Genomic DNA, 19,428 nt, shown 5'->3' on the forward strand with positions numbered 1-19,428 from the left:
AATTTAATATTCAAATAAGTATAGCTAGGTGGGTGTTATTTTAATAAATTGCAGGTGATTATTTATCAAGATATTAAATTTATAATTTGGCAAAAAAGTGAAAATTGAATTTTCCTGAGGTGTCTTTTAATCAGCTTATGTGCGTAGTATTAATGTACTGATATTGAGCACCTCAGGAAATCACTAAATCTAAAATCTAGTTTTAAATTTTTTAAGATTATTTAGCACCACATGCCGGATATAACTCAAGCACCTCTGTTACTACTTGTCCAAATAAGGCTTGTTCTTGCTGTGTTAAATCTATAGCAGGAATAAATGGCATTGTGTCTGTTAATTCCGAGGTAATGATTTGATAAAAGGTCATCGCTGTAAGGACATTCCCAGCATAGGATGCATGATTACCGTCGGCACTATGAAGGTTTATACTAGGCATTATTTCTAATACTCTATTCCATACAAAGCCAACAGGCGCTATGCAGCTAGGTTGTTTTTGACTGATTGCTAAATGGAGGTCGTAAACCTGCTTTGCTTCTGCGGGATCCCCTTTTTGAGGATGCTCTGGAAATAAAATAGGTGTAATTTTATGCTCTTTTGCGTTCGAGATTAATCGCTCAGTTGCACTTGTAGGGTAGTCAGTCGAACCTGATTGTGAGTACTTTTGGCCTTGAAAAATTGCATGACTCCAGTTATCACTTTTTAATTTATCGACATTCGCATTTACTGCGACTATTCCATCTAAAAATCGACCACTAACAGTCGTTATTTTGACTGAAGTGCTAGGTAACTGGTTTGTAATAATTATTTCTAATAAGCCCCCTAACTGTGAACTATGGCTATTACCATAGATAATTATTTTGTAGTCACTTAAGGGACTGTTATTAATAACCGCTTTTGATTGTGGTATTTCAATGCTTTCAGCCTCTTTTGTTTTACTTCCCCCAGAGCCGCATGCTGTTAATAATAGTAATGATAATGTGATTGATATTGTTGTTATGTATTTTAGAGACATTGTTAATCCTTTTTTCGTACCAATTATAAGTACGGCTTTAGAATACTAGACATTTTATAACCAAGCTGCAAGGTTGCTGGTTTTTAGTGCAATGTATGGTGCTTAGTTTGTGCGCTAAAAGTGAAGTGCGGGAGGTTGATATTGTTTACGCGGTATCTAAATTTTAGTTTGGAGTATTATTCAATGATAATTTTATTGCTTTAAATAAATATTTAGTTATAAAAATTGTGCGATGTTTTAACACAAGTGCCACTTTTTTGTAGACGTAAAAAAGCCTGCATAAAAGCAGGCTTTAGTTTCTAGGGAAAATTAAAATTTAGCGCGAATACCAAAGCTGTAACGGCGATCCGCTTCAGTGTACTTCCAAGCACCACCTAGTTCAGATAGGTAAATAGAAGGCTCGCCCGTTAAGTTGGTCGCATTACCTACTAAGGTCACGTTTTCGTTAATATCCCAACTTGCTGAGAAGTCTAACTGGCCGCGGTCGTCACGGTAGTTATTACCGTAAACAGTACCTTCTGCTGAAATACTGCCGTCTGAGTTAATATTTTCTACACGTTTCTCGTTTTCAGTATCTAAGAAACTGTCACGGTAGTTATAAGCTAGACGAGTAGAGAAACCTTCGTATTCCCAAAATACTTGTAAGTTATACGTATTTTTAGAAATATCTAATAACGGGTTACCGTTTGGTTGCTCGCTGTCTGCGTATGTGTAGTTTGCGTTAATGCCTAAGCCAGAAAATGCACCAGGTAGGTCTGTAAAGAACTGTTGATAACCAACTTCAAAACCTTGTACTGAGCCGTTTTCACCATTTACATTTTTAACAGTATCGATACCCGTTAGTCCTGCGTCACGTAAGCCTGCAACATGGTTGAAGCCATCAGCATCTACTGGGAAGTCAGTTGCATCCGAGTAAACTAGGTTATCTTGTGAAACACCTGCAACGTCAAGCTGACATACTTGGTTCCATTGAGTTACGTTTTGGCCTGTTGAAGTGCTTGATGCCGCTACACAGCTACTTTCGTTACTTAAGAAAGATTCAACATCTTTATAAAATACTGCGAAAGAAATTACGTTACCTTGGTCAAAGTAATGCTCTACAGATAAGTCGTATTGCGTTGCACGATATGGTTCTAAATCAATAGAGCCTTGCGTTGCACCTGTAATGTCGTTATTAACGTCAAATGCAGGGCTTAGTTCGCTAAAGTCAGCGCGGCGCATAACTTTTGCAGCAGCAAAGCGGAATAATGTTTCGTCTGAGTAGTTATACGTTACGTTTAAGCTTGGTAAAAAGTCGCTGTAGTCATTGTCGCCAGTTACTTTTTCGCCATTAAGAAATACGCTTGATTCTAAATCTGTAGTTACATAACGACCACCCACAATTGCAGTGATGTTATCAAAGTCTAAGTAGGCTGATATATACACGGCAGCTGTATCTTCAACTACGTTGCGGTATGCGCTTTCTTGGAACTCTTGGTTATCTGAAAGGCTACCTGTTGACGCCAAGTTAGTACCTGCAAGTAACTGCTGAAGCTGAGCGTAAGTATTGGCCGGGTTAGATAAACCGTTGTAGCTTAAAAAGGTTAGTAGGTCGTTTTGTCCCGAATGACCTAGTTGGTCAAAAGAGTTGTCGTGGCTAACTGTTGTAAAGCTATTTGAAAAAGCAGCGTTGTAGTCATCAACCCATAAAGTGGCTAACGAACCGTCTGAGTCGTTAAATGCATTTTTATAAATGTCTTTAATTTCTACTTTGTATTGCTCATATTCGTAATCGCGGTTAGTAACACGTACACCCGCTTTTACTTTAGATACCCAGCTTAAGCTGCTGAGTGGCTCAAACATTTCAACATCAAAACGAATAGCTGTTTCGTCATTGTCTGTTCTTCTATCTTCACTTTTAAACGTACGAAGTGCTAAGTTTTGTGGGTCAGTAAATGCATTAGGATCTGAATGAATGATGCTTGGTAATTTATTACCGTCTTGCGAGAATGCACCATCATATAAATGATTTGTTAGCTGAGTTCCGCCACTTGCTTCAAATGTTGATTTTTCGATTGGGCGAAGTGTAAATTCAGAGTCAGGTCTTACGCTTTCTGATGATGCTACTGCAATTTCACCAGAGATTTTGATGCTGTCAGTAAGGTTCCACTCTGCACCAAGTGCATTTGAAAACGAGTCAGTTTCACGAAAGTCACTGTATGTTTTAGGAATACCAAACTCGTTTGTTAACGTGTAATTATTTACGCCGTTAGCATCTTGAGTTGTATTTGCATCTGTTGATAACGAACCTGCGACACCTAAAATAGAGTTACCAGCTTGTTCACCTGAGCGCTTTGTGCCGCTTAAATCAAGATACACCATGCCATTGCCAGATTGTGGTGCCCATTGAAGAGATAAATTTACAGCAGTTCGTTTACGTTGTTCTACATATTGTTCAACACTGTGCTCGTCTCTTACGATAGCGTTGCCACTAGGTGTATTACCTTCTTGGCCATTAATTTCGATATCTTGAGGTTTAACACGGCTAGATGTTTCATCTTGGCGAATTTCGCGATCTTGGAATGAAAACATAGCAATGGCACCAAAGGTACCCATTTCGTCAAAGTCCCAGTTGTTACCAATTGAACCACTAAAAATAGGTGCTACTTTTTCTGTTTTATCAGCGTATTCGCCATCTAATGAAACTGCGCCTGTTAATTTATCTAACTCTAATGGGCGAACTGTCTTTAAACTAACTGTTCCGCCTAATGCACCCTCAATCATATCGGCAGTAGGAGACTTAACTACTTCTACTGTTTTTAAGAAGCTTGATGGGTAATCTTGCAAGCTAATGCCGTCACGAGAGTCACCAATAGTAGAGCGACCATTTAATTCAACACGGTTTTGAGGTAAGCCACGAATAGAAACACTGTCACCCACACCAAAATCGGTATTAATAGATACGCCAGTAATACGTTGCAGTGCTTCTGCAATATTATTATCAGGTAACTTACCAATGTCTTCAGCAACAATTGCATCTACAATACGTCCGTCAGTACGCTTAAGCATAGCGGCGGCTTTCATACTACCTAGCATGCCTTTTACTTCAATTACTTCGATGTCTGCAGCTGCCGTTTCTGAAGCTGCGGGAGCCTCTTGCGCTGCAATATTTGAAGAAGCCATTAGTAAAAGGGCTGCGGCACTGATTGCTGTAGAGCTACTTCTTTTATGTTTATTAATTAATGTTGAAGTAATTTGATTGAGTTTCATGTATCTCTCCCGTTTGGGTACGACTTGCGTCATTGTGTGTGTGTTGTTACTTGGTTTGGTTAACCAATTTAACTGTTACTTTCCTGTAGTGTGTCATACAGGTGGTATGGTTGAAATTAATCCAATTCAACTTTATTTACAACCTTTGTTTACCAAAATTTCACAATGTGTATTACAAAAACCTCTTTTATTTTGCTTATATTTAATAAATTTAATGGCTTATAGCGTGTTTTTATTTTTTGTATTTTGAATGAATTTTATTGAAGTATCTTTACCAAAGGCATTTTTATATATTATTTGTACTATTTAATACATTTGTTAGTACTATTTTTAAATTTTATGCCGTACTTTTATACGTGTTTAGTTTACTTTTTAAGTGATATTGAATTGGAAGAGCGACCATTAAAAGTTCGAAATGATTTATAAATTTGCGAAATAGTGGAGAGGTTAAAATAATTAAAAATCATTTTGGTAATACCAATTTTCTATTGTTTTTATATTGATTTTGTACTAGCTGGGGTGGGGGCGATAAGCTAGGTAGTGATAAATAGATTTTTACGCAAAAAAAAGCCCAGCATAATAATGCTGGGCTTTCTTACTTTAGATGTATTAGCTCTGTAATTCGCCTGTAGATGATTCTAAATGTGCTCGTATGAACCACTGAAATTGCTCTAAATCGGCTAGTTGGCTGGTGATCATATCTTCAGAGACCGGATCTAGCTCAGAAAGGGTCTCGATTGCTTTACGGTGATCGGCATTAACGCCGTTATATACTTTATCAAGCGCAGCCAAATGTTCGGTTACTAAACCTTTGCCTACAGGGTATTCGTCCCAAGTACGGCGATCTACAATTGATTTTGGTGTGCCAACAGGTACTGCACCAAGTGTCGCAATTCGCTCTGCAATTGTATCTGTCATTTCGCGTACAATGTCTACTTGCGGGTCTATCATTTCATGTACGCCAATAAAATTAGGTCCCACTACGTTCCAGTGAATATGCTTTAAAGTAAGCTGTAAATCTATCAATGCAACCATGCGGTTATCGAGTGTAGCTATTGTTTTTTGAGCTGATTCGTCACTCATACCTGGCGCGGTAAATTTAGTTGTTTTGTTTGATTCGTTATTGTTACTCATAATTTCTCCTACATTAAGTAATGTGTTGCTCATATAATATGCTGCGTTATGAGCATGACTTAAACTTAATGAAGCAACTGTTATGCCGTAAGTTGATTTATTTTAAAAGTTGTTTAAAAATAAGATGTTATGTTTATATTTAAGGTTTTAGAGGCTGGAGGGGGGATTGAGTTTTTGAAAAGCCTGCATACATTTGTAAAATCTGCAGACTTTAATTTAATAACGCTTAAGTGTATTTAAACGTTGGCTATATATTCGTGCGCTTTTAAAACATCGAGCGGCACTATTTCTAATGATTTTTTATTTGTGGCTTCAAGTACCACCGGTGGCGCAACGTTTGCTGAAATAGCATGAAGCCATCTTAGCGCACACAAGCACCATTTATCACCGGCTTTTAAACCTTCAAAATCGTAAAGAGGGTTCGGGGTTATTAAATCGTTACCTTGTGATTTTGAAAATTGTAAAAACTCATCAGTCATAATTGCACACACACTGTGATTGCCAAGATCTGATTCTGGTACATAACAAAACCCTTCACGTGTGTAGCCACCATTACCGCAACATAGTTTTAAGCGTGTGCCGAGTACATTAAATTGATTCGCCATGAAATACCTTAATTTGTGGTGTTTAATAAATTTACTCTATCAGGAGTAACTCGCTCGAGATAGCTATAAAATTTAAAAGAGGGAAGGGCTACACAAACTTAAGCCCGCAGCAAATTGCGGGCTTAGTATTGTTTATTATTTAATACGCAGCGCCATACAATCGCTATGGCCGTTTATGATCATGCTTTTATCAACACGTACGCCACCACCAGAGTATTTTCCGGCGGCTGTAAAACTACATATTTGTACAAAGTAATCATCTACTTTGGGCAGTGCAAATAGCTGTTGATATATTTGGTCTTGCTCGGCAAAGTGCCCCATTGTTTTTTCTATAACTTGCTGCTGCTCATCAACGAGTTGAATATTAGCGCCACAGCGTCCCACTATTGGTTTAACTACATATCCGGTTTGTAATAACTCGTCGTTAAGCTCAAACGCGGTATTAAGTAAATACTTATGATTAGGGAATAAGCTCCACAGTATTGGCAAAATAGCCTTGTTACTTGGAATTAATGTCCACAGCGGTTCAAACACCATCACGTTTTTACGCAGTAATACATCGACTAAGCGCGGCGTTTCACCAGCTTTGAATTGTGGTTCAAAGTTATCACCTAATGATTGGTCGGCTTCACACTCTTCACGAATTTGATCAAGTGCGGTTTCCCACGACCAGGTTTTCCATACATAACTCAGTTGTGCGCCATCTGCATCTACTATGTTGCCTGACTCATTCCAGCTAAGTGTGCTTAATCCAATTACTAACTTACATTCAAAGCCTGCGGCTTCAATAGCTTCTTTCATAAATAATGCGTGGTAATGTTCTTCTGGTTCATCATCTTGCAGAATATGAACAAGACCTTTTACCTCACTTTTACGCCATGCTTTTACGAGATCTTTAAATAAATTTTGGCCTGCATCTACACCTGTTTTAACGCCAAAGTGTTTTGCCCATTTACCCTGAACTTTGCCGCTTTCCATGTAACACGATGCCGAATCGCAATTGTATTCGTAAACTTTTAAACCTGCTGCTGTTAAGGCAAAGTCAAACCGGCTGGTTATTAATTGGTTTAAGCGGTTATCCCACGATTGGCGAATTTTATTAAGCACAACATCGGGTAAATTAAACTTTTTTAATAACTCAGGGTGCTGCAATACATAGTCGGTTGCATGCATAAATAAGCCATGCAGCTCATTTGTTGCATGCTCAATGCTTTGCTGCGCCGTTTGAGATATTGCAAAGTAATTATGTTGATCCTCATCTACGGATGTAAGTTTATGGCCTTGCATCATTTCTACGTAGGCAGCTTCATCGTCATTCGCAATATTTAACCATGACTTGTTTGCTTGGCCTGTATCTACTGCTTTATGGGCTTCTATAATAAATAAATCAGTGTTTAGCTCAGACGTTGGCTCAGCATATTCTGTTTCATCAGTTTGTGTCATCCAACCTAAAATAGTGGCGTCGCTGTAAGAGCACTCAATCCAATAGTCGCCATCTTTAGTTACTTTTGCTTTTAATTCACGGCACCAGTTTTGATTTGTTGGCCATATTTGATGCCCTACATTTTGCTCAGCAAGGCGTATTTTATCTTCATGCACTTCAACAACGACAGCAACATGGCCTGTTTCTTCAAACTCGCCGCCTTCTTCCCATATCAGTAAACTACCTACTTGAGGGTGATGTTTAGCACCATTTTTAAACGCGTTTAGTGGCAGTCTATTTTGGCTATTTACCTCGCGTACTGAACGCAGCTCAAAAATATCGTAAGCCATGGCTATGTCATCAAAAATATAACCATGGTTGAGGTACATCCATCTTCGGGCAAATTCAACGCATTGCCATTTATAGCCCATGTAAATACCGTCTAGGTAACTACGATAGGCGCTACGATTAGGATAAATGCTTTCGTCAGCCGTATCATAATCAGATGAGTAAACAGCAACATTACCAGGTGCATAACCTAATAAAGTACCAAAATCACTAGCAGGAGCAGAAGCTTTCATAAACAAAGATGTTCAAAATAAGGTGTGATAATTTGCTGACTATATGAGTCAAACTGCGTTATAGCAAGATATTACTGGGTATAATCTTTAATTAAATATTGGTGCTAAATAGGGCTTAAAATTATATTTTATTAATCCATAGTTTTAAAAGCAGTAGTTAAGAAATCCCTCCTTCAAAGTGTTTATACATGTAAAACTGAACCTATATTCGTACTTTGGTTAATTTTTTGTTAAACTGTTGCGCTTGATATAGCAAAACTAGCTAAAATTAGTTAAAAGTTTTTAAAACAGGAAAAATAATGGAAGACATAATAAACAACATTGATATTAATCAATATTTACCCGCTGCAATTACGTGGGCAACCAACATATTACTAGCAATTGCAATTTTACTTGCGGGCTTATGGTTAGCGGGCAAAGTACGCAATTTAATTATTGGCTTATGCCATAAATACACTCATCTTGATGATACGCTTTTTCGCTTTTTAGGAAGCATGGCTCGCTACATCATATTAGCGTTCGTTATTATTGCTGTGTTAAATCGCTTTGGTGTTCAAACAGCCTCTATTATTGCTTTACTCGGTGCTGCGGGACTTGCTATAGGCTTGGCGTTACAAGGTGCAATGTCGAACCTTGCCGCAGGCGTTATGTTGCTAATATTTAGACCTTATAAAGTGAGTGACTTTATTGAGGCTGCAGGGCGTTTTGGTAAAGTAACAGAAGTAGATATGTTTACTACTATTTTACAAACGTTCGATAACCAACAGGTTATTATACCAAATAGTCAAATTTGGGGTGCGCAAATTATAAACCATTCACATCATCCAATTCGTGGTGTTGATATGCATTTTGGTGTTGCTTATGGTGAAGATACAACGGCTGTACGTAAAGTTATAGATGGCGTACTTGCAGCGCACCCACACATACTAAAAGATCCAGCGCCTTTTGTTGAAGTAGAAACTCTTAACAACAGCTCAGTAGACTTTTTAGTAAGACCTTTTTGTAAGGGCGAGCATTACTTCGATATTCTTTACACGGTGCCAGAGTTAATTAAAAAAGCACTTGATGAAAACAACATCGAAATACCTTTCCCACATCGTAAAGTTATTTTAGTTAACGAAAGCAAAGATTAACTAAATTTAAAACGGTTTAAACCTAAGAGCACTTTTAAGTGCTCTTTTTTTGTGTGAAAAAGTTACATACCTGTGTAACCTTTTCTTTTATAAATCACCTCAAATACTACATTGTTATCTGTACAGCCCTTTTTTACTAGGTTGGATGGCTGGTCTTTATTTTGCATTTGCATAGTCGCTTTTAGCTTTAAAGCTCATAAAAACTATTGACCCATTAAATCAAACTGTATGAAGGACTAAACATGGCTGAATCATTTAAATACTCAGGTAATAAAGGGCATGGCGGCGAATTGCATCAAAAGGCATCGGATGAACACCCTACCATGACCACCGCGCAGGGCTGCCCTGTAAGTGACGATCAAAACTCATTACGTGCAGGAAAGCGTGGCCCAGGATTATTAGAAGATCATATAATGCGCGAGAAGATCTTTCACTTTGATCACGAACGCATTCCTGAGCGTGTAGTGCACGCCAGAGGCTATGGTGCACACGGATACTTTGAAACTTACGACACGCTTGAAGATTTGACCTGTGCAGATATTTTTCAGCGAAAAGGTGAAAAAACCCCAGTATTTACTCGTTTCTCTACAGTTGCAGGTAATAAAGGGTCTCCAGATTTAGCACGTGATGTACGTGGTTTTGCGGTAAAATTTTATACCCAAGAAGGAAACTGGGATTTAGTGGGTAACAATATACCGGTATTCTTTATTCAAGATGCGATGAAGTTTCCAGACTTAGTTCATTCAGCTAAAGCCGAGCCTGATCGTGGCTTTCCACAAGCGCAAACAGCACATGATAACTTTTGGGATTTTGTGAGCTTATCGCCTGAGTCAATGCACATGGTTATGTGGGCAATGTCTGATAGAGCTATTCCACGCTCTTTACGCTTTATGGAAGGTTTTGGTGTTCATACCTTTAAATTTATTAATGCCAAAGGTGATGAGAAATTTGTTAAATTTCATTGGAAGCCAAAAGGCGGTATGCAATCGGTAGTATGGAACGAAGCTCTTAAGCTAAACGGCGCGGACCCTGATTTTCATCGCAGAGACATGTGGGAATCTATTGGTAACGGCGACTTCCCTGAGTGGGAGCTAGGTGTACAGGTGTTTGATCAGCAATTTGCTGATGAATTTGAATTTGATGTTTTTGATGCCACCAAGCTTATACCTGAAGAGCAAGTACCAGTGCAAATTGTTGGCCGTATGGTGCTTGACCGTGTTGTAGACAACTTTTTTGCAGAAACAGAGCAAGTAGCATTTTGTACTCAAAACATTGTACCGGGGCTCGACTTTACTCCCGACCCGCTACTGCAAGGTCGTAACTTTTCATACTTAGATACTCAAACCAAGCGTTTAGGTGGTCCTAACTTTACGCATATTCCGGTCAATGCGCCTAAATGCCCAATGCGTCATTTTCAGCAAGATGGCCACATGGCAATGCACAATCCAAAAGGGCGTGTTAATTATGAGCCAAACTCATGGAGCGCAGGCGAAAACAACCCGCGCGAATGCCCAGTACATGGCTTTAAAAGCTCAAAGGAACCTGAAGTAAGCGGCGGTGATAAACTGCGTTATCGCTCAGAAACATTCAGCGATCATTACAGTCAAGCCCGTCAATTTTATTTAAGTCAAACAGAGGTAGAGCAGGCGCATATTCAATCTGCGTACGTGTTTGAGCTGTCTAAAGTTGAGCATTTGCCAATACGAGAACGTTTGGTATCGCACTTGTTAAATATTGACGAAACCCTCGCAAATAAAGTTGCCGAAGGACTTGGCTTGCAAGAAATGCCAGACCCAGCTGAAGCTGCTATGCCAACACGTAAAGACTTACCTGTATCTGATGCGTTAAGTATTTTGAAAAATGCGCCCAACACCTTCAAAGGCCGTAAATTAGGTATTTTAGTAAGTGATGGCTTTAATGCAGAAATTTTTGAATCGGTTACCAATGCACTTAAAAGTGAAGGTGCAAACTTTGAAATTATTGCCCCGCAAGTTGGCGGTGCTAAATGCAGTAAAGGTAAGCACTTTAAAGCTGATCAGGTTATTAATGGTGGTCCATCGGTTTTATACGATGCGGTACTTGTACTCACCACCGAAGATGGAGCTGAAAAACTAGCTGCCATAGCAGAAGCTAAAGACTTTGTAAGTGATGCGTACGCACATATGAAATTTATAGGCTTTACAAATGAGGCTAAGCCTTTATTTAAAGCGGCAGGCCTTGATGGAAAAGTAGATAATGGTTGGATAGATTTAGAGGCACATTCAGCCGATAAATTTATAAATACATTACGTAATTTAAGATTCTGGAAACGTTAGTAAGCTCAATAATTAAAAAACCACAGCATGTAATTGTTGTGGTTTTTTTTAGCTCACCTAGTTAAGGTATTAGTTCAAGCCAACAATAAAAATTGGATATATTATGAAGCTTAATGGCGCTTGTCACTGTGGCAAAGTGGTATTTACGGTCAACTCAAAACACCCTTATCCTTACAATTTATGTTACTGCTCTATATGCCGTAAAACCGCAGGGAGCGGCGGGTTTGTTATTAATTTAAACGCGCAATACAGCACGCTTGAGGTTACAGGGCGTGAACACATAACTATTTATCATGCAAAAATAGGCGATAAAATAAGCCCTGCAGAGCGTCATTTTTGTAAGCATTGTAGTGCTAACTTGTGGTTATACGATGCACGTTGGCCTGAGCAAGTTCACCCCTTTGCTGGTGCAATAGATAGTGAGTTACCCATACCGCCAGAGCGCACTCATTTAATGCTTGGTAGTAAAGCAAATTGGGTAAATGCGCCCATTAATAAAGGTGACAAGCAGTTTGAAGAATACCCTGATGAAAGTATTGCTGCTTGGCATAAGCGTTTAAACCTCGAAAAGTAACGCAATTTTTTGTATGAGCTAAGCTTAAATTTAGGGGCAATTAAACGCATATTTAGTTAATTAAATATTAAAAATCACCGCGTAAGTAAAGGAGAATATTATGGCAGTCTCAGCAATACCAAAAGGGTTTCATTCAGTTACACCTTATTTAATTATGAATGACGCACAAAAAGCGATAGATTTTTATTGTGATGCATTTAATGCTGAACACGTAATGCAGATGCCTTTACCTGATGGTGGAATAGCCCATGCAGAAATAATAATTGGTGATTCGCATATTATGCTTTCAGATAATGGTTCTGAAGAGCATTTAAAAAACCCAAAAGAACTCGGTGGTACAGCGCTAAGCCTTATGCTTTATGTTGAAGATGTTGATACCGTGTTTAAAAAAGCAATTGAGCTTGGTGCAACAGAAATAAGACCCGTACATGATCAGTTTTATGGTGATAGGACCGGCACGCTACAAGACCCATTTGGTCATATATGGATCATTGGTACACACAAAGAAGATGTTAGTGACGAAGAGTTAAATAATCGAATCGGGAATATAACAAATCAAGAGCAAGACGCATAACTAGCGAGTGTTAACCTTTCGAGGTTAAGTTTACGGAAGCGCGTTGGTGTTAAAAAGGTAAATTGTAGTAGGTCATACTGGAGTTAGTTGTTTAGTTACTTTTCACAAACTTGCGATAACAACTTATAAAGTTCAAACATGCAGTGCCCGAAAGACTATGCTAAAGGGCAATTAAATTGTCGTTAGATTGAATGATTTTCAATCTTCAAAGGCCAGCACGGTCTGATGATCTTGTATCGATTACAAATTAAAAAGCCGTAGTATTACTACAGCGGCTTTTAAATTAGTGGGTCCGTAATAAATTTTCAAGGCATAAACTTAATACGAATAAGCCCTAAATTTGTTTATCTATTAAGTTTCTTATTTCACTAAGGGTGGTTTCTTTAACTATTTTACCGTCTTCAAATACGACTTCTAATAACCCTTTTGCCTCTTCTTGTTCAGTTACATCATCAAATAAGGTGAGCTCGTTATTTACTCTGTCTATTTTTAAGAGCCCTTTTGCCGACTTTTTCTTTGAGTCAGTTTTTGGGTCTTTAAAAATAGCCAAACGTTCACCAGCTTTAACTACGCTAGTTGCTTTTACAGCAGAGCCATGCGTATCACGTGTTACGTATTGGTAGCTGTAAGAGCCAATACCAAGCACTACTTTTGATGCAAACCCTTTATCCATGAGGCGTTGTAAAATTTGGCGCTGACGGATTAGTGTTATTGCGTCGCCGTAAATAGCGCCAATATGATCATCAAGCAGTTTATAACCTTTTGATGTTGTTGTACCGCCAAATATATCCCATAGGCATTCTATAAGTCCTTTAACTTCACATTCCATCAGTTCAATGGTGTTGTTATCTTCAAGTCCATAATATTGACCGTTAAAGCGATATGCCTCAAAGCCATTTAGAATAGCCTCTTTTTCAGCCTCTTTTTGTGTTTCAAATAACTCTTTGTAATCAGATACCGGTGAAACTTTGTAGCCCGTTAATACTTTAACAGGGTCGCCTGAGTCAGGGCGTATAACTAGGGTGCCATCGCGCGCCATTATTTCGCTTTTTAACTGAGGCAAGTAGTCAGTAACAAGTGTCCAAAAATCCCATGTGTCAGATACAACACTTAAAATCCCTTTTGGTGATTGCTCTTTCATTAAGTACTTAAAAAACTCTATTTCACCTTCCATAATCCATGAGCAGGTAACCGAGTGTTCAGTTGCATCAACAGAGCAGCCAACTAGCTCGTTATCTACATTTGCTCCGTAATATTTTTCTGCAAATAAAACAGCGGGAATGGTATCTGTGCCTACCAGCCCTGATGCTAGATGGCCAAAGCCACTCATTGCCGCAGCGTGTTTGCCAAACATACCTCTAAAGCTAAAGTCATGCCCTTGAAACGGCACAAATTCCATAGGCATTCCTGTTTTTTGTGCAAATTCTTTGAATACTTTTAAATATGCAACAGAAGTTGTAGTACTGGTTTGTATTGGCCAGTTTTCACAGCTTAATACTGTTTCAATCATATTTGTTAACCATTGAAAGCCAGCTTTAGTATTTACTATCGTCATAGGAGGTACTAAATAAGGGACTAGCGTTCCTTCCGGTAATGCTTTAATTTTTAATGGCAAGTAACCTAAATCGTGTAAGTCTTCTAAATACTTTACATCAACTGTATAGCCAAGCATTGAGCTCATAATACGTTTGTGATTAGCAACTGCGGTTGCTTTATCAGCTTTAAAAAACTCACTCCATTCTTCTAAAAGATAACTTTTAATAAAGTATTGAAGGCCAACAAACGCAACTTTATCGTTATTTTCTATATTGCTAAGTTTTCCGCTTCTTGATGTGAAGTTTGCATAAACCTCACTTACGTCAGGATGATAAGCGCGGCTATGGAATTCTTTATAAACATCTTTTTGCATACTTGCAGCTGTAATAGTCATGGTGTTTTCCTTACATCTCAATTATTTGTAAACTAATGGTGTTACTATTTTTAAAGTCATTAGCCGGTTTAAACGAATCTGTTGTATAAATACGGTCTATCAGGCCCTCAAAAACATCAAGCCCCTTTGAAAAAATACCGTGAGTAATAAAAAGAGAAATTTCAACCGCGCCATTACTTTTTAGTACCTTGGCAAGTTCGATAAAGGTTCTGCCGCCGTCACAAATATCATCGGCAATAAGCACGCTTTTACCTTTAACATCGCCAATAATTTCGGTTTTAATTATTTCGCCTGTTTTTAAGTTCCTCACTTTTTGAGCTTGTATAACCTCAGGTACGCCATTGAACTTTTCTGAAATTTTAATGGTTTTTTTACTTGCTCCCGCATCTGGAGAGATGAGTGTTAATTCGCCTTGCAAGAGTCTTTGGCTTAGTTCTTCAGAGCGCTCAAGTAACGAAATTTGTTCAACATTGGTTACCTTATTAATTAAAGCTGGGGATACATCGCTATGGGCATCCCAAATAGTAACCTTTGAAAAATTTAAGCTATTAATAAAGTTAGCCATAACAGCAGCGCCTAAAGCTTCTCCTTCAACGCAAACACGGTCTTGGCGTGCATAAGGAAAGTAGGGAATAACAAGTTCGATAGGCGTTCTGTCATTTGTTAATCTTTTTAACGCATCTACAGCAATCATTAATCTAACCATTTTTGAAGAGGTGGTTAGTCGTTCAAAAATCTCTATTTTTATAGAGCCTGAAAAATTAGCGGCGTTAAATCTGATATGCTCTTCACCACCAGAAAAAGTGAAATTTTCATAATCAACTAACGATTTACTTCCTGATGAGTCATAGCTAAATACTTTCATTTTTTGTTCTTTTAATGTTTGTGTCCTAGCGACACAATTAAATTATCAAATGTTCCTATAGTAATCAAGTTATTTTTTAAACTAACTAGCTGAACTTGTGTATTGTCTGTAATTTTACTGTAGGTTGAAATTGAGGTGTGTTTAATTTATTGTGTCACTAAGACATTAACCTTGCATGGGTATGCAATGACTAATCATTACGATATTACCGAATACAAAAACCCATTATTTACTGTCGACAGTGTGTTATTTACTGTTAAGAATGACGCTCTAAAAGTACTGATGGTTAAGCGAGCGAACGAACCTTTTTCTGGTCGATGGGGACTACCAGGTGGGTTTGTCGACGTAGATATTGACGATAGCGTGAGTATGACTGCGCTTAGAAAACTTAAAGAAAAAACCAGTGTAGCGCCTCAATATTTAGAGCAGTTACAAACATATTCTGGCATTAATCGAGATCCGAGAGGGTTTAGTGTCACTTTGGTGTACTTTGCATTAATTGCGGAGGCGCAAGTATCAACCCACATAGAAACAGTTGATGATGCGAAGTGGATTGATGTTGAACAAGTTAATGATTTACCAGTGGCTTTTGATCACAAGTATATTATTGAACAAGCTAAAGCGCGTTTAAAACAAAAAGCGTTGTACTCAATGGCGCCGGTTTATTGTTTGCCAGAGCATTTTACCGTAGGGCAATTTAAGTCCGTAATTGAAACCATTATAGGTAAATCTGTTCAGCGTAAAAGTATTATTAGACGCATTGAAGCTGCTGATATGTTTGAAACACTAGATGAAAAAGTTAAATCGGGTGGACGCTTAGCGCAGTTATACAAAGTAAAAGCCGGTGTTGATATTGTAAACTTTGAACGTAATTTAAGTGTCTAGTAAATTAAATCAACGCTCTTAAAGTAATCATAAGAGCGCTTTGTTACTTAAGGTAAGTGCTATTAAAGTAAGTTCTTAAGCTATTGAAGTTATTCAGAGCTATCTACAGTAATAAAGCCTTTTAGAAACTCACTTAACGTTTCAGCCTCGTAAATGGCACTTTGTTCATCTGCGCCAAATGATATTATTTGACCTGATGTACCTTTGGTATTTGGTACAAAATCTAGCGCTATAAAATTACCACCTCCCAAATTAAAAAATGGTACCCAGTAGGGGGTAACGTACATGGGTAGGGTTTTTACATTACTTTCATTATCGGTGTCGAATAACTCTTCTTGAGTCCATTCATTATAAATAGACTGCCAGTCGCGCCACTCTTTTAAAATGCGTTGAGCATCCATAAATGCTGTATTTTCGACACCATTATGTAGTGTTAAAAACGATTTTAGTATAGCTGGGAATGCAAAGCCGGCTTCGTTTTCAAATTCAGCATAAATAGCATCGTTGTTTTTGGGCTCAATAACATTGAGGTTATTTTGTTTTACCAACGCTTTAAAATATTGTTCAATTAGTTCAAAGTTATCAGATGCATTAAGCTCAATAAATGGCGTTAAAAAGTCCGCTTTTTCTTTGGTTAACTTTTCAGCAATAAAGCTGTTTGGAACTTGGCTACAAATAAACTCTCCCATACCTTTATGAGTGAGTTCTTTTTCGTTGTTAAAAAGGGAGCGACTTGAGCTGCTATTACTTGTAAACGTATATACTTTAGGTGTTGAGGCATCGTCATTAATTGAGCTAAACCACTGATTAAATAGAGGCGTTGCTTCTACTTGCATGGTTAAAATTTCTTTGTCCTGTAGAAAAGCAATACCATACGCTTTTTCTGACGTTGAATCTGGGGTAATAATGAGCAACTTTAACGTACTCTTTGCTGTTAGATTTTGTATTTCTTTAAAAATAGCTTCTCTAAAAATACTCATACTGCCAAAGCTATCTAAATTTTCAAACTCTGGCAGTGTATTTATTTTTATTAAATCAAAGTGAAAATCACCCCAATTATTTTCTTTTAAATTTTCAGTGTAAGTTATTATGTTTTTCATCTTATAAATTCCATTTTAAAGGTTACACACTCACCGCTACATAACATATTTTTTGTCATGAAACAGGGGGAGTGAAGAATAGTTATTGGAGGTAACAACGTTTATCTAAAAAACCTAGGTATTTTAACATTGTATTTAGGGTTTATTTAGTCCAGGGCTTTAAATAGTTATACATTCTTTCAAATGTTAATGATTGCCTAATTGTTAAGCGGTTGATCACGCTAATGTCATAAAACGCTTGCCGCTAACCCTATTGTTTGTATAATGCTTGGCATAGAGACGAAGGCACATAAATAATCCTTAGCTCTAAAGTGGTTTTTCTTTATCTTCTCGTGTTTAGAAGGTTAAAGAAAAATGACGCCAGCGTGATGAAATTGGTAGACATGGGGGATTCAAAATCCCCTTCCGAAAGGAGTGGCGGTTCGAGTCCGCCCGCTGGTACCACTTTTTATAACCCCAACCAAATTGGTTGGGGTTTTTTTATGCCTAAGATTAATGGTCATAGTTAAATTTTTAGGTATCAAGCTACTAAATTTAGAAGTCGCCCAAGAGTTGGGTAGTAAATATGAAGCAAAGGAAGAGTAATGAAAAAAGTAATTGGTTTGTTGGTTGGTGCAATGGCTTTATCTGGTTGTACTCACCGTATTGGTGATTTTACAATTGCCTCTACAAAAAATATGAATCATACAAATAGCAATCACAAAGTTGATTATGACACACGTGTGGTTGGTAAGGATGTTAAACATACTGTTTTAATTTTCCCAACAGGAATATCTAACATGAAAGAGGCTATGGATAATGCTATCGAGCAAACGCCTTCGGCGGTGGGTCTTTCAAATGTTACCGTTAAAGTTGTGCAGTGGTATATCCCATTAATTTATGGACAGTCTTACTTTGAAGTTGAAGGTAATCCAATCTATGAGGTGGATAATACGAAAACTAAGTAGTTTTTAGTTTTAAATAGCTGCCAACGGTAGCTATTTGACTATCAATTTCTAACATGCATTTGATTAAGGTATGATAGTAATTAATAGATTACTCTGAAATAAATAATAATCATGACCCAATTAACTGCCAAACAGAACATTCAATCGATTGTTAAAGCAATTAAGGCAGAGGAAGCATCACTTCGTCAAAAGCACCCGTTACTTGCACATCAAAACACCTTAGGGTTGATCATTTTATTGCTATCGCTTAGCGTATTAATTGGTGTTGGTGTTTTATATTATTTAGCCATTATACCTGCTTGGGCATGTATAGTACTTGCGGCTATTGCTGCGTCTATTTCCCATGAGTTAGAGCACGACCTTATACATAAACAATACTTTAGCAATCAGCCTTTCATGCATAATTTTATGATGTTAGTAGTATGGTTAATGCGGCCAAATACTATTAGCCCATGGTACCGACGTAAAATGCATTTACACCATCACAAAACCTCAGGCACACAACAAGACCTAGAAGAACGCTTGGTGGGAAACGGTATTAAAAATCCATTTTTACGTGCGCTAGTTATTGTAGATGGGTTATTAGGGCTAATTATTTCTACTAAACGTTTTAGAAAAGAAATTAATGGCTTTAGTTTTTCGAGTGTTTTTAATGCGGGGTTTCCGATAGCGACTGCGTATTTCGCTATTTTATATAGCGTTATTGTATTTCATATTGTTGATTTATTTATACCACTTTCGCTTAATTCGCCTAGCTGGGTACTAAGTATAATGAACGTGTTTGAATTTTTAATGGTCGTGCTCATTGTGCCTAATATTATTCGTTCAAGTTCGCTTAATTTTGTTACCTCAAGCATGCACTACTATGGCGGCGTTAATAATATGCTTGAACAAACACATGTATTAACGAGTCGTTTATTTATGCCGTTTCACTTGTTTTGTTTTAACTTTGGTAAAACGCATACCATCCATCATTTTGTGCCAAATCAGCCGTTTTATTTACGCCAAATGCTAAGTAAAAAAATACTTAAAGTAATGGCGCAGCACAACGTGCGCTTTAACGATTTTGACAGCATTAAAAGTGCGAATGCATATAAATAATTA

The 19,428-nt window shown here is 37.7% G+C and carries 15 protein-coding genes and 1 tRNA gene; 8 read left to right on the plus strand and 8 right to left on the minus strand.

Annotation, left to right across the window (positions count from 1 at the left end):
• Positions 1-217: 217 nt before the first annotated feature.
• The 5 genes from QMA08_RS03910 to gss all read right to left on the minus strand — a co-directional run bounded on the left by QMA08_RS03910 (position 218) and on the right by gss (position 8,001).
• Positions 218-1,009, minus strand: a complete 792-nt coding sequence (locus QMA08_RS03910) for a hypothetical protein (RefSeq protein WP_290173743.1) — start codon at positions 1,007-1,009, stop codon at positions 218-220.
• 309 nt (positions 1,010-1,318) lie between these two features.
• Complete coding sequence (locus QMA08_RS03915; protein ID WP_290173744.1) at positions 1,319-4,258, minus strand: TonB-dependent receptor; 2,940 nt, start codon at positions 4,256-4,258, stop codon at positions 1,319-1,321.
• Positions 4,259-4,867: 609 nt separating this feature from the next.
• Positions 4,868-5,392 carry a DNA starvation/stationary phase protection protein Dps gene (gene dps / locus QMA08_RS03920; RefSeq protein ID WP_200219960.1) on the minus strand — a complete coding sequence of 175 codons (525 nt, stop codon included), beginning with the start codon at positions 5,390-5,392 and terminating at the stop codon, positions 4,868-4,870.
• Positions 5,393-5,628: 236 nt separating this feature from the next.
• The gene (locus QMA08_RS03925) at positions 5,629-5,997 is read right to left on the minus strand and encodes a DUF2237 domain-containing protein (protein ID WP_024595436.1); all 369 of its coding nucleotides are present in this window, start codon (positions 5,995-5,997) and stop codon (positions 5,629-5,631) included.
• Between the two features lie 135 nt (positions 5,998-6,132).
• Positions 6,133-8,001 carry a bifunctional glutathionylspermidine amidase/synthase gene (gene gss, locus QMA08_RS03930; protein WP_290173745.1) on the minus strand — a complete coding sequence of 623 codons (1,869 nt, stop codon included), beginning with the start codon at positions 7,999-8,001 and terminating at the stop codon, positions 6,133-6,135.
• A gap of 299 nt (positions 8,002-8,300) precedes the next feature.
• Here gss and QMA08_RS03935 point away from each other — a divergent pair, with 299 nt between their 5' ends.
• The 4 genes from QMA08_RS03935 to QMA08_RS03950 all read left to right on the plus strand — a co-directional run bounded on the left by QMA08_RS03935 (position 8,301) and on the right by QMA08_RS03950 (position 12,597).
• Positions 8,301-9,134, plus strand: coding sequence for a mechanosensitive ion channel domain-containing protein (locus tag QMA08_RS03935; protein WP_272450781.1), 834 nt, complete (start codon positions 8,301-8,303; stop codon positions 9,132-9,134).
• 242 nt (positions 9,135-9,376) lie between these two features.
• On the plus strand, positions 9,377-11,449 hold the full coding sequence (locus QMA08_RS03940) for a catalase (RefSeq protein WP_290173746.1): 2,073 nt from the start codon (positions 9,377-9,379) through the stop codon (positions 11,447-11,449).
• Positions 11,450-11,552: 103 nt separating this feature from the next.
• Positions 11,553-12,023 carry a GFA family protein gene (locus tag QMA08_RS03945; RefSeq protein ID WP_039485181.1) on the plus strand — a complete coding sequence of 157 codons (471 nt, stop codon included), beginning with the start codon at positions 11,553-11,555 and terminating at the stop codon, positions 12,021-12,023.
• Between the two features lie 100 nt (positions 12,024-12,123).
• Positions 12,124-12,597 (plus strand): VOC family protein, encoded by a 474-nt coding sequence (locus tag QMA08_RS03950; protein ID WP_290173747.1) that lies wholly within the window; start codon positions 12,124-12,126, stop codon positions 12,595-12,597.
• Positions 12,598-12,931: 334 nt separating this feature from the next.
• Here QMA08_RS03950 and QMA08_RS03955 read toward each other — a convergent pair whose 3' ends face one another.
• Together QMA08_RS03955 and prs are read right to left on the minus strand one after the other, a co-directional pair.
• The gene (locus QMA08_RS03955; RefSeq protein WP_290173748.1) at positions 12,932-14,527 is read right to left on the minus strand and encodes a nicotinate phosphoribosyltransferase; all 1,596 of its coding nucleotides are present in this window, start codon (positions 14,525-14,527) and stop codon (positions 12,932-12,934) included.
• A gap of 10 nt (positions 14,528-14,537) precedes the next feature.
• Positions 14,538-15,392 carry a ribose-phosphate diphosphokinase gene (prs, locus tag QMA08_RS03960; protein ID WP_290173749.1) on the minus strand — a complete coding sequence of 285 codons (855 nt, stop codon included), beginning with the start codon at positions 15,390-15,392 and terminating at the stop codon, positions 14,538-14,540.
• 186 nt (positions 15,393-15,578) lie between these two features.
• Between prs and QMA08_RS03965 the strand changes: the two genes are divergently transcribed.
• Positions 15,579-16,277, plus strand: coding sequence for an NUDIX domain-containing protein (locus tag QMA08_RS03965; protein ID WP_290173750.1), 699 nt, complete (start codon positions 15,579-15,581; stop codon positions 16,275-16,277).
• A gap of 89 nt (positions 16,278-16,366) precedes the next feature.
• Here the strand turns inward: QMA08_RS03965 and QMA08_RS03970 are convergent, their stop codons facing one another.
• The gene (locus QMA08_RS03970; RefSeq protein WP_290173751.1) at positions 16,367-17,377 is read right to left on the minus strand and encodes an SMI1/KNR4 family protein; all 1,011 of its coding nucleotides are present in this window, start codon (positions 17,375-17,377) and stop codon (positions 16,367-16,369) included.
• A gap of 359 nt (positions 17,378-17,736) precedes the next feature.
• Here QMA08_RS03970 and QMA08_RS03975 point away from each other — a divergent pair.
• The 3 genes from QMA08_RS03975 to QMA08_RS03985 all read left to right on the plus strand — a co-directional run bounded on the left by QMA08_RS03975 (position 17,737) and on the right by QMA08_RS03985 (position 19,425).
• Positions 17,737-17,821: transfer RNA gene (locus tag QMA08_RS03975), tRNA-Leu, on the plus strand.
• Between the two features lie 140 nt (positions 17,822-17,961).
• Positions 17,962-18,324, plus strand: a complete 363-nt coding sequence (locus QMA08_RS03980) for a hypothetical protein (RefSeq protein ID WP_007581481.1) — start codon at positions 17,962-17,964, stop codon at positions 18,322-18,324.
• A 111-nt stretch (positions 18,325-18,435) separates the two neighbouring features.
• Positions 18,436-19,425: a fatty acid desaturase gene (locus tag QMA08_RS03985; RefSeq protein WP_290173752.1), complete on the plus strand. Its 990-nt coding sequence runs from the start codon at positions 18,436-18,438 to the stop codon at positions 19,423-19,425.
• Positions 19,426-19,428: the final 3 nt, after the last annotated feature.

The sequence above is a fragment of the Pseudoalteromonas sp. APC 3355 genome, assembly GCF_030407615.1.
Lineage (GTDB): Bacteria > Pseudomonadota > Gammaproteobacteria > Enterobacterales > Alteromonadaceae > Pseudoalteromonas > Pseudoalteromonas distincta.

Excerpts from the sequence above, each read along its gene's own strand:
- QMA08_RS03945 (WP_039485181.1), top strand. The coding sequence starts at position 11,553 with ATGAAGCTTAATGGCGCTTGTCACTGTGGCAAAGTGGTATTTACGGTC.
- QMA08_RS03915 (WP_290173744.1), bottom strand. The coding sequence starts at position 4,258 with ATGAAACTCAATCAAATTACTTCAACATTAATTAATAAACATAAAAGA.
- dps (WP_200219960.1), bottom strand. The coding sequence starts at position 5,392 with ATGAGTAACAATAACGAATCAAACAAAACAACTAAATTTACCGCGCCA.
- QMA08_RS03925 (WP_024595436.1), bottom strand. The coding sequence starts at position 5,997 with ATGGCGAATCAATTTAATGTACTCGGCACACGCTTAAAACTATGTTGC.
- QMA08_RS03935 (WP_272450781.1), top strand. The coding sequence starts at position 8,301 with ATGGAAGACATAATAAACAACATTGATATTAATCAATATTTACCCGCT.
- QMA08_RS03955 (WP_290173748.1), bottom strand. The coding sequence starts at position 14,527 with ATGACTATTACAGCTGCAAGTATGCAAAAAGATGTTTATAAAGAATTC.
- QMA08_RS03950 (WP_290173747.1), top strand. The coding sequence starts at position 12,124 with ATGGCAGTCTCAGCAATACCAAAAGGGTTTCATTCAGTTACACCTTAT.
- gss (WP_290173745.1), bottom strand. The coding sequence starts at position 8,001 with ATGAAAGCTTCTGCTCCTGCTAGTGATTTTGGTACTTTATTAGGTTAT.
- QMA08_RS03980 (WP_007581481.1), top strand. The coding sequence starts at position 17,962 with ATGAAAAAAGTAATTGGTTTGTTGGTTGGTGCAATGGCTTTATCTGGT.
- QMA08_RS03970 (WP_290173751.1), bottom strand. The coding sequence starts at position 17,377 with ATGAAAAACATAATAACTTACACTGAAAATTTAAAAGAAAATAATTGG.
- QMA08_RS03985 (WP_290173752.1), top strand. The coding sequence starts at position 18,436 with ATGACCCAATTAACTGCCAAACAGAACATTCAATCGATTGTTAAAGCA.
- prs (WP_290173749.1), bottom strand. The coding sequence starts at position 15,392 with ATGAAAGTATTTAGCTATGACTCATCAGGAAGTAAATCGTTAGTTGAT.
- QMA08_RS03965 (WP_290173750.1), top strand. The coding sequence starts at position 15,579 with ATGACTAATCATTACGATATTACCGAATACAAAAACCCATTATTTACT.
- QMA08_RS03940 (WP_290173746.1), top strand. The coding sequence starts at position 9,377 with ATGGCTGAATCATTTAAATACTCAGGTAATAAAGGGCATGGCGGCGAA.
- QMA08_RS03910 (WP_290173743.1), bottom strand. The coding sequence starts at position 1,009 with ATGTCTCTAAAATACATAACAACAATATCAATCACATTATCATTACTA.